This is a genomic window from Alkalibacterium gilvum (genome assembly GCF_900109085.1).
GTDB lineage: Bacteria > Bacillota > Bacilli > Lactobacillales > Carnobacteriaceae_A > Alkalibacterium > Alkalibacterium gilvum.
Window position 1 is genome coordinate 1 of record NZ_FNYW01000016.1, and the last position, 17,409, is coordinate 17,409.

General features: G+C 37.5%; 14 protein-coding genes. 12 read left to right on the forward strand and 2 right to left on the reverse strand.

Going from position 1 to position 17,409, the window contains the following annotated elements; genetic code table 11:
- The coding region (locus tag BMX83_RS05385; protein ID WP_143059492.1) for an IS1380 family transposase at positions 1–639 on the forward strand (639 nt) is incomplete at its 5' end.
- Between the two features lie 333 nt (positions 640–972).
- On the opposite strand, the gene BMX83_RS05390 is transcribed toward BMX83_RS05385, so the two are convergent.
- Positions 973–1,959 carry an NAD-dependent epimerase/dehydratase family protein gene (locus BMX83_RS05390; RefSeq protein ID WP_091634398.1) on the reverse strand — a complete coding sequence of 329 codons (987 nt, stop codon included), beginning with the start codon at positions 1,957–1,959 and terminating at the stop codon, positions 973–975.
- Positions 1,960–2,241: 282 nt separating this feature from the next.
- Here BMX83_RS05390 and pdhA point away from each other — a divergent pair, with 282 nt between their 5' ends.
- The 7 genes from pdhA to buk all read left to right on the forward strand — a co-directional run bounded on the left by pdhA (position 2,242) and on the right by buk (position 10,267).
- The gene (pdhA, locus tag BMX83_RS05395; RefSeq protein ID WP_425425832.1) at positions 2,242–3,348 is read left to right on the forward strand and encodes a pyruvate dehydrogenase (acetyl-transferring) E1 component subunit alpha; all 1,107 of its coding nucleotides are present in this window, start codon (positions 2,242–2,244) and stop codon (positions 3,346–3,348) included.
- 2 nt (positions 3,349–3,350) lie between these two features.
- Positions 3,351–4,328, forward strand: a complete 978-nt coding sequence (locus BMX83_RS05400) for an alpha-ketoacid dehydrogenase subunit beta (RefSeq protein ID WP_091634401.1) — start codon at positions 3,351–3,353, stop codon at positions 4,326–4,328.
- An 11-nt stretch (positions 4,329–4,339) separates the two neighbouring features.
- Positions 4,340–5,698: a dihydrolipoamide acetyltransferase family protein gene (locus tag BMX83_RS05405; RefSeq protein WP_091634405.1), complete on the forward strand. Its 1,359-nt coding sequence runs from the start codon at positions 4,340–4,342 to the stop codon at positions 5,696–5,698.
- Between the two features lie 9 nt (positions 5,699–5,707).
- Entirely contained in the window at positions 5,708–7,117 is a 1,410-nt protein-coding gene (lpdA, locus tag BMX83_RS05410; RefSeq protein ID WP_091634408.1) for a dihydrolipoyl dehydrogenase, read from the forward strand.
- Between the two features lie 72 nt (positions 7,118–7,189).
- Positions 7,190–8,251 (forward strand): PTS sugar transporter subunit IIC, encoded by a 1,062-nt coding sequence (locus tag BMX83_RS05415; RefSeq protein WP_425425834.1) that lies wholly within the window; start codon positions 7,190–7,192, stop codon positions 8,249–8,251.
- 32 nt (positions 8,252–8,283) lie between these two features.
- Positions 8,284–9,192 carry a phosphate acyltransferase gene (locus BMX83_RS05420; protein WP_091634411.1) on the forward strand — a complete coding sequence of 303 codons (909 nt, stop codon included), beginning with the start codon at positions 8,284–8,286 and terminating at the stop codon, positions 9,190–9,192.
- A 13-nt stretch (positions 9,193–9,205) separates the two neighbouring features.
- Positions 9,206–10,267 (forward strand): butyrate kinase, encoded by a 1,062-nt coding sequence (gene buk, locus BMX83_RS05425; protein WP_091634413.1) that lies wholly within the window; start codon positions 9,206–9,208, stop codon positions 10,265–10,267.
- Here buk and BMX83_RS05430 read toward each other — a convergent pair.
- Positions 10,264–11,151, reverse strand: coding sequence for a LysR family transcriptional regulator (locus tag BMX83_RS05430; RefSeq protein ID WP_091634416.1), 888 nt, complete (start codon positions 11,149–11,151; stop codon positions 10,264–10,266). The genes buk and BMX83_RS05430 overlap by 4 nt on opposite strands.
- Before the next feature lie 228 nt (positions 11,152–11,379).
- On the opposite strand from BMX83_RS05430, the gene BMX83_RS05435 reads away from it, so the two are divergent.
- The 4 genes from BMX83_RS05435 (at position 11,380) to BMX83_RS05450 (ending at position 17,272) form a co-directional block, all read left to right on the forward strand.
- Positions 11,380–12,375: a D-2-hydroxyacid dehydrogenase gene (locus BMX83_RS05435; RefSeq protein ID WP_091634418.1), complete on the forward strand. Its 996-nt coding sequence runs from the start codon at positions 11,380–11,382 to the stop codon at positions 12,373–12,375.
- Between the two features lie 272 nt (positions 12,376–12,647).
- A complete protein-coding gene (locus tag BMX83_RS05440) occupies positions 12,648–13,781 on the forward strand; it encodes an exonuclease SbcCD subunit D (RefSeq protein WP_091634421.1) in 1,134 nt (377 codons plus the stop codon).
- Positions 13,782–16,841 carry an AAA family ATPase gene (locus BMX83_RS05445; RefSeq protein WP_091634426.1) on the forward strand — a complete coding sequence of 1,020 codons (3,060 nt, stop codon included), beginning with the start codon at positions 13,782–13,784 and terminating at the stop codon, positions 16,839–16,841.
- A 32-nt stretch (positions 16,842–16,873) separates the two neighbouring features.
- Complete coding sequence (locus BMX83_RS05450; protein ID WP_336622031.1) at positions 16,874–17,272, forward strand: Rid family detoxifying hydrolase; 399 nt, start codon at positions 16,874–16,876, stop codon at positions 17,270–17,272.
- Positions 17,273–17,409 lie beyond the last annotated feature (137 nt).

The window sequence follows — 17,409 nt, forward strand, 5'->3', positions numbered from 1 at the left end:
GGCTTCGCAACACCAGAGGTGTATGAGTCTTGTGAAGAAAATGAAAGTCAGTATGTGATCCGATTAAAGAACAATCGGAGGTTAAGTCAATTAGCTGAGCAATCCGTACTTTACGGGGATAACCAAAAATGGGAAGATCGGGAAGTTCAGTATTTTTCAATGCCTTATCAAGCACAATCATGGTCGAAACCCCGTCGAGTCTGTATACGATCAATCCGTGAAGCAGGAGAACTCCTCTTTCAACACGCATTCATTGTGACTAATCTATCCGATAATGTCTCACCTGAAGTCATATTCTCTCTTTACGGCAAGCGAGGGACAATGGAGAATTTCATCAAAGAAGCGAAAGGTGGCTTTTATTTCGATAAAACAGATAGTCCACGCTTCTTAGAAAATCATGTCAGAATGATGATTAGTCTGCTTGCATACAACCTCATCAACTGTCTAAAGACTATCGGCTTTGATAAAAAGAACCAAGGGATGACTATTCATTCCATCCGACTAACATTCCTTAAAGTCGCTGGCAAACTTGTGCAAACAGGCAGACGAGCCTATCTAAAATTGTCGAGTTATCATGTGTATCAAACTGAATTCTATAGGGTCTTCGAGCGCCTACGGCGATCCAGTCAATGGATTTAAATCAGTCATCACGTTAATTTTTTGAATCAATCGTCTACAAGGGAGAAGTATGCCTTCAAACAAACAAGAGAATCGTAAGAAGGTTCATTTAGTTAAAATCTACTTCGAGAACGCACTATTTTGTAGAAAAATTCCCAATTTTTCCAAGAACGATTAATTTATTCAAGAAACCAGCTTAAATTATAGAGCTATGAATTATTCAGGATAGTATTAAAGACTAAAAGACTCCTGTCGGATTTTTAAAATCCGACAGGAGTCTTTCTTATTGAAAGGAGCATAGCCATTTTTCGTCAGCTAGACTTCACGATAATTCAAAAGATAAACGATTCAATATTATTTGTCAGAAGCTTTTACGCATGCTTCAAGCGTTTCTTTGACACTAGCGTAGACGTCATCTTCTTCATAGCCTAGTGGATCCATTGAGATTTTAGGATCGATACCCAAATCACGAGCTTTCATATCTGCATTTAATACCATATGAATACCGTGTTCTTTACCTGCTGCAGCTGTTTTTTCGTCAATAGCCTTGTAGGGTGGTAAGACGGTCTCCAGGTCTACAACAGGTACGTCAGTTTTGCCTTCTTGGCCCAAAGCATTTACCATCATTTCAGTAAATTCTTTGTGAGATAAATTGATTCCACCAAGTGGATAAGTGCCACGGTGTTCGCCTTTTTCCAATGCTCCGACAGCTGCATGAGCAACTTGCTTAGCTGTCACAGCAGCAGTACTGCCACCTAATGCAGGGAAGACTTCTTTATCTTTGATTTGATCCGTAAACATTTTCCAAAGCGGTGTACGGCCAGGCATCGTTCCAAATATATATGGAAGACGCAGACTACTTACACGCATTTTTCCTTCGCCTTCAGCAAAACCGATCTGTTCCTGTAGTAAACGCGTCGCAGGATATGCTTCGCTCTTAAGGTCCACATCAGTAATTCTTTCAGCAAATTCAGCAAAATAAGAACCAAAGATTACAAAGCTCTCTACGCCTGCCTTCACAGACAAACGTGCGAGACGTTGAGTTGGACGGACATTGGCTTCATAGAAAAATGAGAATGCAGGGGCATCAGGAATAGTTCGTTCATCTGCTCCAATAGCGTAAATAACACCATCAACATCACTTAAGATATCAAGAACTTCCTCATCACTCAATTCGTTGACGTTCGCCAGCATGTTTTCAACATTATCACTTGAAAACATATCGTCGTCTGGCATAGGAGGTAAGGAAAGCGCCTTGACCTCGTATCCCTTACTTAACAGCTCCTTTGTTGTGTAATAACCTAAAAATCCAGTTCCACCTAAAACTAATATTTTATTCATGTTATAACCACCTTTCTACCTTACAGTATAGAGCAAAAAAATTTAAAAGATAATCAATATCATTTTGTATTGAAAATATTTATTCGCTAAAAAGCATAAAGAAGTTTTTAAAAGGAAAAAAGAAATAAAAATACTAAAACAAGTAAGCGTTTTCCTTATTGTTGCAATGTTATAAATATTATTTATAACTAAATAGGAAAAGCTAATTGGCTAAGCAATATAACCAGTGATAATATTTAACTGTAGCAAGAAAACGTTTACAAAAAATAGGAGGTTTGAACATTGGTAGAAAAATTAAGCAAGCTAAATTTCAATAAACTTGTAGAGGGTTATAAGGACGACTTCAAAATGTATCAGGTTTTGGATGAGAAGGGGAAAGTTGTCGATGATAAGACGATGAAAGAATTCACTGATGAAGAATTAGTTGATTTAATGGAGGATATTGTCTGGGGAAGAGCTTTGGATGAACGTACAATTATTTTAAACAGACAAGGCGCGCTAGCTAACTATGCAACTGCTGGTGGACAAGAAGCAAGTCAGTTCGGAACGCTAAAAGGTTTAGAAAAGGGAGACTTCCTTGTTCCGGGATACAGAGATATTGGCGTATCCATCAAACATGGTCTGCCTATGGAACAAGCGTTCATGTGGTATAGAGGTCATGTAGGTGGGAATAAATACGATAAAGACTTTCAAATGATGGTGCCACAAGTTGTTGTCGCAGGCGGAATTACCCATGCAATGGGTGTAGCCTTTGCTAAGAAACGTCGGAATGAAGAGAATGTTGTTCTAGCATTTACTGGCGACTCAGCGACATCTGAAGGAGATTTCTATGAAGGAATCAACTTCGCCGGTGCTTTTGGTGTACCACTTATCGTTGTTGTTCAAAACAATGGTTATGGTATTTCAGTACCCGTACATGAACAGACTGCGGCAGAAACACTTGCTCAAAAAGGTGTAGCAGCTGGTGTGGCATCAATTCAGGTTGATGGTATGGACCCTGTTGCAACCTATGCAGCGACTCGAAAAGCAAGAGAGTATGCTTTAAAAGAAAATAAACCTGTTTTGATTGAAACAATGACTTACCGTTTCGGACCACATACGATGTCAGATGATCCTAAGAAATATCGTACAGAAGAAGAATTAAATGAGTGGAAGAAAAAAGATCCAATCGTACGTTTGAGAGCCTATTTGACAGAAAAAGGTCTGTGGGAAGAAAGCCGAGAAGAAGAAATTAAAAAAGAAGTAACCAAAGAAGCGCAACAAGCGATTGAAAAAATGAATCAAGAACCAGACATGAAGATTGTCGATTTACTTGAAAATATGTATGAAGTGAAACCTCAGAACATTCAAGAACAAATTGAAAAATACAAAGCAAAGGAGCAGAAGTAAACATGGCTAATTTAACATTTGCAGGAGCTATTACAGATGGATTAAAAAATGCACTAAATAAATTTGACGATACGATGATTTTTGGACAAGATGTTGGACCAAATGGTGGTGTATTTAGAATAACAGATGGCCTTCAAGATGAGTTTGGAGATAAACGCGTTTTTGATACACCCTTAGCTGAATCAGGAATTTTAGGAATGACACTCGGTTTAGGCCATGAAGGATTCCGAGCTTTACCTGAATTACAGTTCAGTGCGTTCAGTACAGAAGCTATCAGTCCTATAATGGGCCAAATTTCCAGATATCGTTACCGTTATGGTGGCACAAGAAACTTGCCGATAACTATTCGTACACCTTTTGGCGGAGGAGTAGGAACACCTGAATTACACTCAGACAGTATGGAAGGATTATTCGGCGGCATACCTGGCTTACGCGTTGTTGTCCCTACAAATCCTTATGATGCTAAAGGACTTTTATTATCAGCTATAGAATCAAACGATCCAGTAATTTTCTTGGAACATTTGAAATTATATCGATCAGTTAAAGGTGAAGTCCCTGAAGAGTACTATACTGTTCCGCTTGATAAAGCAGCTGTAGTGAAAGAAGGAACAGATGTAACGATTGTGACTTCCGGCTTCATGGTACATGAATCAATGAAAGCTGCAGACAAACTGGAAAAAGAAGGTATAAGTGCAGAAGTTATTGACTTAAGAACCATTGCTCCGATCGACATGGAGACAATTAGAAAATCAGTCGAAAAAACACATCGTGCAGTAGTCGTTCAGGAATCTCAAAGAGTTGCTGGTGTAGGTGGTAATCTTATGTCAGAAATTGGTGAGCGCTGCTTTATGGAATTAGATGCACCCGTTTCTCGTGTCACAGCTCCAGACAGTGTTTATCCTTTCGTACAAATTGAGAACGAATGGTTACCTGGACCAGACGCCATAGTCGAGAAAACAAAAGAAACTATTAATTTTTAGGAGGTATTTAAATGTACGATGTAATATTGCCAGATGCCGGTGAAGGAACTGTTGAAAGCGAAATCGTCTCATGGTTTTTTGATGAAGGTGATGAAGTCAAAGAAGATGATATCTTATTGGAAATGCAGAGCGATAAAGCTGTTGTAGAACTGCCAAGTCCTAAGAGTGGCATATTAAAAAAGAAACACTATGATGTAGGCGAACTTGCTCAAGTAGGCGAACCGGTGGCTACAATTGAATTAGAAGGTTCAGCCGGAGGTAGCACTGAAGAAAAAGAAGAAACTGCAGAAGTGCTGGTAGCCGAAGAAAAAGACGATAAAAAGGCTCAAGAAAAAGCTACTGAAACAAAAGCAGCCAAGTCGTCAGAAACAGAAAGTAAAGATAAAGCCGTTTCAGATGACTGGCGTACACTTGCAGTTCCGCGCGTTCGAATTTACGCTCGAAACAATAATGTGGATTTAACTCAAGTTGAGGGTACGGGGAATCACGGAAAAGTAACGATCGAAGATATTGATCGCTTTATGGCAAATCCAGAAGCACAAAAATCAGGATCGACGAGTGAAGAAAAAACTGAAGCTCGTGATGAGGAGCGTTCTCAAGTTTCCATGCCTAAATCAGACGTCAAACCTTACGAACCTTCTGAAACCGAAGGAACTTCAAAAGCGGATCGCGTTGAAAAAATAACACCTATGAGACGCGCTATCTCTCAAGCTATGGTAAACAGTAAAATGACATCACCACACGTCACTGTCTTCGATAAAGTAGAGGTTTCAGCTCTTGTTAAACATCGTGATGAAATGAAAACCATTGCAGCTAATAACGAGATTCGTTTAACCTATACTGCCTATTTTGTAAAAGCCTTAGTTGCAGTATTAAAGAAATTCCCTGAATTGAATGCATCAATGAATTTAGATAAAGGGGAAATTTATTATCACCAGTATTACAATATTGGTGTTGCCGCTAATACACCTCAAGGGTTAGTTGTTCCGGTGGTCAAAAATGCTGAACGATTGAGCCTATTTGAAATAGCTAGTGAAGTGGGCGTTTTAGCAGAAAAAGCAACTGAAGGTAAATTGAATTCAGATGAAATGAGTAATGGCTCAATGACTGTTACAAACGTTGGTGGAGCAGCTACTGGCGGGGTATGGTCTACGCCTATTATTAATCAGCCTGAAGTTGCAATAGTAGGAATGGGAAGAATCGAAAACGAGTTTTTACCGGATGAAGAAGGAAATCCAGTACTCAAACCGGTACTTAAAATTTCGTTTGCATTTGATCATAGAGTGGTTGACGGGGTATATGCTCAGGAAGCAATAAACTTACTGAAAAAATACTTGAATAATCCAAACTTGTTATTATCGGAAGGATGATGAAACACAATGGTTGTTGGAAGTTTTGTTGAAGAAGTTGATACTGTAGTGATTGGATCTGGGCCTGGTGGGTATGTAGCAGCTATCCACGCTGCCCAGAAAGGTCATGATGTTGTTGTAATTGAGAAATCAGAAATTGGCGGAGTATGCCTAAATGTCGGTTGTATTCCTTCTAAAGCACTTATATCTGTAGGGAAAGAGGCCTATAAATCTCGCAATGAAACACCATTCGGTTTGGATTATAAAGGCTCAACGCTTGATTTCTCTAAAACACAGCAATGGAAAAATCAAGAAGTCGTAAATAAATTAACATCTGGAATAGAAGCACTCCTTAAAAAATATAAAGTTAAAATTATAAAAGGTGTAGCCAATTTCAGTTCGAAAAATAGAGTCTCTGTGGTAAATGGGGATGAGTATTTTGGCTATGAATTTGAAAATGCCATCATAGCAACCGGAAGTAGTCCTATTGAAATACCGGGTTTTGAATTCAATGAAGATATATTAGATTCAACAGGCTTATTGAATATTGATGAATTACCTGAATCTTTAACGATAATTGGTGGTGGATATATTGGTATGGAACTTGCTTTTGCTTTTTCAGATTTAGGTAGTAAAGTGACCGTAATTGAAAGTTTGGACAGAGTCATGAATGGCTTTGAAAAAGACTTGATAAAGCCAGTATTAAACGCTGCAAAAAAGAAAAATATAGAAATTATTACTAATGCTAAAGCAACTTCCTATAAAAAGGATAAAAATAATCTTGTTTTATCTTATGAGAAAGATGGTAAAACTAACGAGATTGAAACAGAAAAAATCGCGGTAATGGTCGGAAGAAGACCGAACACAGAGGAATTATCACTTTCAATGGCTGGTGTTAAAAAGACAGCAGCCGGTCATATTGAAACCAATGAATTCGGCCAGACGACAACAGAGCATATTTTTGCTATAGGTGATGTCGTTGATGGACCGGCATTAGCCCACAAAGCCAGTTATGAGGCGAAAATGGTTGTGGATAAAATGAGCGGAAACGAAGGAGCGGCTATCGACTATTTAGCAGTTCCTGCAGTCTGTTATACCTCCCCAGAAGTAGCCACAGTTGGTCTAACATATGATCAAGCCAAAGAGCAGGGGATCAATGCAGAGAAAGCAACATATAATTTTAAAAATAATGGAAGAGCCTTATCGATGGGAAAAACAGATGGTTTTATAAGAATGGTTATGGATGCAGATTCAAAACGTATTGTTGGTGCTCAACTGGTAGGTGCACATGTTGATGAATTAGTTAATAACATTACACTGGCAATTGAAAACCTACTAACGGTTGAAGATGTTTCATTAACGATCCACAGTCATCCCTCATTATCAGAAGGTATTTTAGATGTAAGTGAAATATTATTAGGTGAACCAACGCATCAGTAATCTCAAACGGAAAAATAAACCAACAATAGATAAAGGTTGTTGGTTTATCTTTCATTAAAATAATTTAAGAGGGTGAATAAATTGGAAAAAGATATGAACGCAAAAAAATTTATAATGAACGTTTTGAATGGTATTGCTTTAGGTACAGTTATCGCACTCATTTCAGGCGCTTTACTTGGAGAAATCGTTAAAGCATTGAGCGACAGTGCCCCCTGGCTAGCTTATCTGGGTACAGCATTATCTATGTCTAATTCAATGATAGGACTACTTAGTGGTATTTTGATAGGTCAAAGTTTTAAATTTACGCCTATTCAATCGATGTCTATAGGACTAGCTACTTTGTTTGGTTCGGGCGCCGTTAAAATGATCGATGGAGCAATTGTCCTAGCTGGAACGGGAGATATTATAAATATGGGTGTAACCGCTTCTGCAGGGGTATTGCTTGTTATGCTGTTAGGAAAAAGCTTGAAAGCCTATTCTATCATTGTTATTCCTCCTGTTATTTTGGCTGTAGCCGGCGGGATCGGTTACTTTACTCTCCCATATATCGCAAAAATAACTGAAGTTATCGGTTTAGGTATTGAACAATTACTAACGTTACAGCCGATTATTTTAGCAGTGTTACTTGGAATGATATTCTCACTTCTTATTGTTTCACCAATCACATCAGTCGGAATAGCTGTTGCCATTTCATTAGCTGGAGTAGGTTCAGGAGCAGCCAACTTGGGGATAACCGCAACTGGTTTCGGTTTAGCTATTATGGGCTGGTCTGTTAATGATATGGGTACGAACCTGGCTCACTTTATTGGTTCACCTAAAATTCAAATGCCAAACGTCGTTAAAAAACCATTAATTATGGTTCCTATCTTAGCGAGCGCAGCACTTACTGCATTGTTAGCTGTGGTATTTAATATTCAAGGAACACCGATGAGTGCAGGATTTGGATTCAGTGGACTAGTAGGACCAATCAATCACTTGAATCTAACTGAAAATGGCTGGACTGTTACAAATATTCTAATTACGATTCTAGTTTTTGTCGTCGCACCGATTACTTTTGGATTTATATCAAAATATGTCTTTATGAAAGTATGGCCGATCGTATCTCCTGAGGATTATCGACTGGATATTAAATAAACAGAAATTATATAAGAAAGCAGGGATGAAATATGGGATTGGTTACAAACCTTCAGTCAATTCGTCAATCAGTTGATTCCAAGAAATTAAAGATCGCTGTGGTGAAAGCAGCTAACGAAGATGTTTTGAAATCGATTAAAAGAGGAATAGAAGAAGATATTATAGAACCTGTACTTATCGATGATGAAGGCAAACTAACAGGATTATTGAAACAACTATCCATTGATTTGGAAAAAGTGGAAATTATCGACCAGGCAGATGATAAAAAGGCAGCTGAAAAAGGGGTAGAACTTGCCCGAGATAAAAAAGTGGATGCTTTGATGAAGGGGTTTATTGGAACGGGAGACATTTTACGTCCGGTTGTCAATAAAGAAACAGGAATTCGCTCAAGTACTCTATTATCGCACGTCGCCGTTATCTTTGTACCAAAATTAAACCGTTTTGTCGCTATCACAGATGGTGGAATGGTTGTCGAGCCAAATAAAGAGCAACTTAAAACAATCATCGAACATGGTGTAGAAGTGATGAAGAGTATTGATGTAAAAGAATCAAAGGCAGCTATTCTTTCAGCTTCGGAAAATGTCATGTCAAAAAATAATGCCTCGGTATGGGCAAGTGAATTGACAGAAGAGATGAGAAGTGACGATTACGTAGTAGAAGGACCCATTTCTCTGGATTTGTCCTTGATACCAGATATTGTCGAAGAAAAGAATTATAGAGGGAAAATTCAAGGTGACGCAGATATAATTGTTACCCCAGATATAGTATCTGGAAACTCACTGTCAAAATCACTCACACTATTTGGTGGCGCTGAAATGGCAGGACTGATCATAGGAGCGACTGTGCCGATCATTTTAACGTCTCGTGCGTCATCAAGTGACGAAAAATATGCGTCAATTTTGTTAGCACAACATGTCATGAATCAAAAAGAAAATGGATAAGTGAGGGAATCATATGGGGAAAATAATCGTTATCAATCCGGGCGCAACGTCAACAAAGTTTGGTTACTTTGTTGACGCCCAAGAAGAATGGACAAAAGAAATTAAATATAATAGTGATGAAATAAAAAAATACAATGTACTTTTTGATCAGTTTGAATTCCGTTTAAATGATATCCTGTCAGTGTTAAAGGAAAAAAACATAGAAAAATTAGATGCAGTGGTCTCACGCGGAGGATTGGTTGGGCCTGTGAAATCAGGAGCATATATTATTGACCAGGCACTTCTTGATAAACTGGAATTCGATCCCGTGCTTGAACATGCCTCTAACTTAGGTGCTAAAATCGCCTACAACGTATTGAAAAAATATGGAACCGAGAAAGCACAAGCTTATATTTATGACCCCGTAACAGTTGACGAGATGATCGATATTGCACGGATTACAGGCTTAAAAGAAGTGCAAAGAAAAAGTATAGGTCATCATTTAAATATGCGTGCCGTCGCAATTAAAGTCGCTGAAGATCACGATACCACCTATGAACGAAGCAATATTGTGGTTGCCCATCTTGGAGGCGGAAGTACGGCAAGTGCCCATAGAAAAGGGAAAATAGTCGACTTCGTATCCGATGACGAGATCATGTTTTCCGCTGAACGTTCTGGCGGCCTACCTTTAAAAGAGCTTCTTCCTTTAATGAAAGAAACATCAGTTAAAGATATGTCAAGAAGATTGAGAAGCGAAGCGGGCTTACAATCCTTACTGGGTACAAAAGATTTAATGGAAATAGAAGAATGTATTGAAGCCGGCGATCATTATGCTGAACAAGTTATTTCTGCCTTGTCTTTACAAATAGCTAAAACAATCGCAACACTATCGACTACTTTAAAAGGAGACGTTGATTATATCTGCTTGACAGGTGGGATGGCACACAGTGACCGCGTCTTCAATCAAGTAAAATCTTATATAAATTATGTTGCACCAGTTAAGCGGTATCCTGGTGAATTTGAATTGATCGCTTTAGCTAAAGGCGGAGAACGAGTAATAAACAATAAGGAAACAGCAAATAACTTTCAAAGTTAATTTTTCTTTATCGCTTCGATAAACTGATGATAGGTATCCGTAACAATCATATCTTTACGTCTGGCAATGCCGATAGGATAGTAATTGCTTCTGTCCTCAAGCGGGACCCAGGATAAGTTGGGTGTATCATCATATTCTTTAAATTCTGAAGGCAGAAGAACAACAGCATTGAAATTTTCCAGGCTGTGTAAAAGGACTTTCCAGTCATCTTCTATAAAAACGATCTGATCATTAAAGCCGAATTTGAAACTTTGTTCTTCGGTTAAATTACCAAGCATATAATCATTGCTCAATGAAATAAATGTTTCATTTTTCAAATCTTTGAACGAAACAGAGTCTCGGTCAGAAAGAGGATTTGAAGACGGCATAACGACTGAAACGTTATACCCTTCAATACTGGTATTTTTTAAAGGAAGCAATTCAATGGAAGGCTCGACTAAAGGAAACGACAGAATACCGAAATCGATTTCACCATCAGCAAGCATTTTCTGCAGTTTATGTGAGCCATTTTGAATCAGACGGACTTCTACGTTTTGATTATTCGCTATAAATTGTGAAATATGCTTCATAAATTGCATGGCAGACAGAACTGTTAAACCGATACGTATCGATTCTTTGGTGTGTTGTTTTTGACTATGCATATGGTTTACGAGATAATCAAAATCGTGAACGATATCCATACCATTTTCATATAGGAACATACCCGAATCCGTTAATTGCAAACCATTTTGAGACTGGTTGAATAATTTGATATCGAATTCCTTTTCAAGTTTCTGCATAGAGAGACTGAGAGTGGGTTGCGTAACAAAAAGACTTTCTGCTGCTCTTGAATAGCTTTTGGCTTCGACGATAGCGATGAAATATTTAAGTTGACGAATTTCCATGTGGATCTCCTCCGTATAAATTTTAACATCAGTAAATAAGCTATTATATATTGAATTAAAGCTTTAGATGTTTCCTTATTACAATTATACAGAGTATCTTTGTCAAAGTATATGAACGAAATTCAACAATAAATCACTCTAAATAAAATTAAAATAGTTATTTTTTAAAGGTGATGGAATAAAAAAACAATAGAAAGTAATAGCTTGTATAGGAAGGTAAGGTGTGTAATGATGAAAATTATTGCCTATCATGTTCGTGATGAAGAATTAGAAATAGTAGAAAAATGGGAAAAAGAACACAATGTAGATGTGAAGATTGTGAAAGACCAGTTATCTTCAGAAAATGTTCATTTAGCAAAGGGATTCGACGGTTTAACAACGAGTCAAAATAAACCCATTCCCAATGACATTTATGAAAAGCTAAATTCATATGGAATAAAACAAATATCCCAAAGAAGTGCGGGCTATGATATTTATGATCTAAAAGCTGCAAGTAAGAATAATATTATTATAAGTAATGTTGCGGTTTACTCTCCTGAATCAATTGCTGAATTTACATTAACTCAAGCGTTGATGCTTATAAGAAAAGTAAAAGAGATTGAAGAAAGAACAAACGAAGAAAACTTTAGTTGGCAGCCAGAAATTCAAGGACGTCTACTAGCAGAAATGACTGTAGGGATTATCGGCACAGGCCATATTGGTCGTTCAGCTGCAAAATTGTTCAATGCTCTCGGAGCTAAAGTTTTAGGGTATGATATCTATCCGAATGATAAAGCTGAGGAGTACTTGGAATATAAAGAGAGCATAGAAGATGTCATCAAACATTCTGATATTGTGAGCTTGCATATGCCGGCAACTGAAGATAATTTCCACCAATTTAATTACGAAATGTTTAAACAATTCAAAGCAACAGCTTATCTGATAAATAACGCAAGAGGATCTATTGTAGATACTAAAGATTTGATGAGTGCATTGGATGATAATCTACTTGCTGGCGCTGCTTTGGACACATATGAGCGTGAAGGTGCCTACGTTCCTCGAGATAATAGAGAAACGGGCATTAGTGATGATTTATTCAAAGCAGTTTTAAATCATGACAAAATAATGTACACACCACATATCGCTTATTATACAAACGTATCTGTAAGGAATATTATGACTATAGGTTTAGATTCAACGCTTGAGGTCATAAAAACTGGCGACACTAAAAATCGAGTAAATTAAAATAACTGAATAAAATGAAAACTCTTTTTGAAAAGGCAGCTATACATTCGTCTTTTTTAAAAGAGTTTTTTATCTTGTAAAAAGTAAAGCGCATGCCCTTCGTTAGGGGGTATAAGCGAAAGAAATCATTTAAATGTTTAATGCACGCCCTTTGTGAGTAAAAGGAAAAGTAAAAAGTCAGACGCCTAGCCAGCGCTTGTTATTTACATTGATTACAACAAGAAGTTATTTTGATATACTAAAGCCATAAGAATATGAACAGGAGGACAATAATGAGAATCTTACATACAGCAGATTGGCACATAGGAAAAATTGTCAATGAATTCTCGATGTTAGAGGATCAAAAGGCGGTGCTTCATGCATTGGTCGATAAAGTTAAGGAACTTGAGGTCGATGTACTGATTATGGCAGGGGATCTCTATGACCGTGCCATTCCTCCAAAAGAAGCAGTAACGTTAGCTAACTCTATCTTTAATAGACTCATAAAAGAAGCTGGCATACCCGTTTTAGTCATTGCTGGAAATCATGACAGTAATGAAAGACTGGAATATGGTGCGGAACTACTTGCGGGGAGTCAATTGTTCATTGAAGGAACGGTAAAAAAAGATGTACGAAAAGTAACTATCGACAATGTGAACTTTTATCTTCTGCCATTCGCAGACCATGTCACGATTAGACAATTGTTTGAAGACAAAGAAATTAGAGATCTAAAGGATGCGACGCGTAAACAAGTCGAGTCGATAACTTCTGAAATGAACCTAGATGAAGTAAATGTTTTGATCGCGCACGGTTATATCGTAAACGGTGTAAAAGAGTCGGTTGAAGCCTCTGATTCTGAACGACCATTGAGTATTGGAACAGCCGAATATGTTGATGTAAATATATTTGATGACTTCGACTATGTCGCTTTGGGTCACCTGCACAAAGCACAAAAGGTGAAGTCGGAAAATGTACGTTATAGCGGTTCGCCTTTAAAGTATTCTAAATCAGAAGTCCGACATAAAAAACAGTTTGTCCTTTTAGATATAGATAAAGACACATTTAATGTAGAAATGATTGAAATCAAGACTGAACGAGATATGAAGGTTTTAAAAGGAACATTCAACGAGTTGATGGCGGATGAATCAGAAGACTATATATTTTTTGAGTTGGAAGACAATAACTATGTCATGGATGCAATGAATCAGCTCCGCAGACGCTATCCCTATGCGATGGGACTTGAGTACACTGCACAGAAAGAACGGAAAGAGTCGAGCAAAAAAACGAAGCAGGAAGCCCTTGAAAAAAAGGGTTTACTGGAACTTTTCGATGACTTCTATTCTGAATACAAGCAAACCTCATTAGATAGTAATCAAAAAAAAGCCATCAATAAAACATGGGAAGATGCATTGAAAGGGGAGAAGTAGATGCGTCCTTTAAAATTAGTAATGAATGCCTTTGGACCTTATAAGGATAAAGTAGAAATTGATTTCACTCAATTTAATCAGTCTTCACTCTTTTTAATTAGTGGGCCAACTGGCGCAGGAAAAACAACTATATTTGATGCCATTGCCTATGCCTTGTTCGATTCAGCGAGTGGAGATGATCGAGATAAAAATTCATTTAAATCTGATCACGCAACGGATTTAGATTTGTGCTATGTTGAATTGGAGTTTGAATTAGGGAAAAAAGTCTATAAAGTTCACAGAACGCCAGATCAGACTGGGCCGGGTACGCGTACCAAGACCAGGAAAATAAAATCGAGTGTAGAATTTCACACAGAAAATTCGGTCACAACAAAAATTTTGGAAGCCAATCAGGAGATACAAGAATTGATAGGCTTAACCTATGAGCAGTTCCGTCAAATTGTGATGCTTCCCCAAGGCGCCTTCAAAAAAATGCTGGAGTCTAACAGCCGTCAAAAAGAAGAAATTTTCAGGAATATATTTGAAACAGATATTTACGGCTATTTTCAAGAAGAACTTAAGAAAAAGGCAAAAACTCTTTCTGACCAGCGTAAAAAATATGAATTGGCTTTACAAGAAGCTTTCAAGCGTATAGATTCTGAAGAAAATGAAACGTTAGATAAAGCCATCGCACAACTTGACGTTAAAACAGTCTTAAGCGAATTGGACCAGATTATTAAAAATGAAAATGAAGAATTAAAACAGATACGAACACACTTGTCTGATTTTCAAGAAGAAAAAGTGAGGCAAGTAAGACTGATTGAAATGTTGGGAAAACGTGATGCGCTCAACGAAGAAAAAGTAAAGCTAGATGAACAGGAAAAGCAAGTAGATCAATATAAAACACAATTAGTGAACCATGAAAAAGCTGAAAAACTTGTTCAGTTACAAAAAAATAGGCAAGATGCAAAAACTGAAAAAGAAACAAGTGAAAAACGACTTTCGGAATTAAATGAAAAAATCCAGCAAGTAAAAACTGAACGTGCAACCGTTGATGAACGATATAAAAGTATTTCAATAGCGTATAAAAAGCTAGACGATGTAAGAAAAGAAGTTTTGAAACTAAATGAAGAGCTCAATCGGTTTGAAATTGAAAAAGACAAGACGATACAGCTTTCTGCTCTTGAGAAACGTAAAAATGAATCACAAGTGAAAAAAGAGCAGATAACTGAACAACATAAACAATTAAAAGATAAACATCAGTCAGTGAAAACAGCATTAACAGAGTTGTCGAAGACACGTGAAAAATTAACAGCATGCTATAAAGTTTTAAGTACAAAAAAAGACGAACAAAATCAATTGAATCAACGCTTAAATAATTTGAAAGAAGTATCCCAGTGGCGTGAACAAGGTGAGGAGTTGAAACAGGCATTTCAAGCTGCTGAACAAACCCTTGATAAAGCAAGAGCAGAGTGGCAGTCGGCTAAATCTACGTACTTCAGCCAATTATCTGTTGTTTTAGCAGGTGAACTTGAAGAAGGAAAACCCTGCCCGGTCTGTGGATCGACTGAACATCCTACAAAAGCACAGGCCAAGTCGGAAGACATAACAAAAGAACGGGTCGATACATTCGAAAAAAAGAAAGAAACAGCAGAAAAAACCTTTAATCGTTTAGTGACTCAGTCAGAACATCTCTCACATCAAGTGACTGAACGCTGCGAAGAATTAGGAATCTCACCTAAAGATATACAAAATGAGAAAGAAAAAGTTGAAGAAAATACTGAAGCAGTCACTGAAAAAATCAACATACTGCAAGATGAAATAAAAACTGAAGAAGCAGCGGTTAAGCAAGAAGAAGCACTTACTAAAGAGCTTGATACATTAGAAAAAAAAGAGCGAGAAGCAGCTGAGGGCTTATATAAACAGGTTTCTATAATTGAAAATAGCGAAGTGCGTCTAATAGAAATCAGTAAAGAAATCGCTGATTTGAAAGAAAAACAGGTTTATGACTCCAAGGAGCAAGTCTTAGAACTTGTCGTGACGAAAGAAAGAGCAATTAAAGAAACAGAGAGACAAGAAAAGACAACGCGTGAAGAACTAAATAGGTTACAAAATACCTTAGCTACTGCAGAAACAGAAAGGAACCTGACTGAAAAGCGTATCAAGGAATTAAGTGAAACAGAAGAAAAATTAAAACAGACATTCAGAGAACGTATGGAAACAAGTGGGTTTCAAGATGATTTTGCGGATGCTGTCCTTCAAGAGGAACTGGTTGAAAAAAGGAAAAAGGAAATACAAACTTATAGAGAAGCGCGTGCTATTCATACGAATGCCGTTAAAGAGGTCGCTGATTTTCTTGAAAAAGCCGATAGTGTGGACTCAAAAGAAGCACATGAAACGCGATTGACTGAGATTGAAGCAACTATACCTGAATGGGAGATAAAGCGTGACCGCTATATCCAAAAGACAAGTCAAAATCAGTCAGCCCAGGAAACCATTCAAAAATATCAGAAACAAAGTGAGTATATTGAGAAAGATTATCAGTTATATGGAGAACTCTCTCGTATGGCAAATGGTGCAAAGGAAACCGACTATGTTTCTTTTGAGCGTTATGTTTTGGGGATTTATTTTGAAGAAATATTAGATGCAGCGAATACGCGATTAGCGCAGATGACCAATAATCGTTACGAAATGCATAAGAAAGTAGAAAAAGCTAAAGGAGCCGGACCTCAAGGATTGGATATCGATGTTTTTGATCATCATACTGGCAAAGCCCGTGGAGTCAGCACCTTATCTGGTGGAGAAACATTTAAAGCATCTCTAGCTTTAGCTTTAGGACTCAGCGACGTTATTCAAAGTCAAAATGGTGGGGTGAGTGTGGACACACTCTTTGTGGATGAAGGTTTTGGAACACTGGATTCTGATTCTCTGGATAATGCGATTCAAACCTTGCTTGATTTACATGAACACGGACGCCTTGTTGGAATTATTTCTCACGTTGAGGAGCTAAAGACACGAATACAATCGCATATCATCGTTGAGAAAAACACCTCGGGAAGTCAGGCTTATGTTCAGGCATAAATAATTAAATAAAAACTAAAGGAGAAATTAATATGACAGAAATGAAAAAAAGAATCGTACAATCAGAAAAAGCTCCAGCAGCTATCGGGCCCTATTCACAAGCGGTCAAATTTGGAGATACCCTTCACTTATCAGGGCAGTTACCAATTGATGTAAAAGTTGGTAAGATTACAGAAACAACCGCAGCTGGACAGACAAGACAAGCGCTAAAAAATGTAGAATATATTTTGGCCGAAGAGGGATTAGACTTATCAGATGTATTGAAAGTAACGGTACTGTTAAGTGACATTGAAAATTTCCAAGAAATGAACAATGTCTATTCAGATTTTTTCAAAGAACCTTTTCCTGCTCGTATCGCCTATGAAGTCTCCGCACTACCAGCAAAAGCGTTAGTTGAAATAGCCGTTATTGCAGGAAAGCAAACGATCTAAGCCTAGTGAGTTAATGATGTTATTGATAGTATAAAAAACCAGAGTAGAAAAAGGGGAAACACGTTATAAAACACCACACTCCAGATTGGAGGGTGGTGTTTTTTTGAAGTAAAAATATTTTCATCAAAAAAAACTTG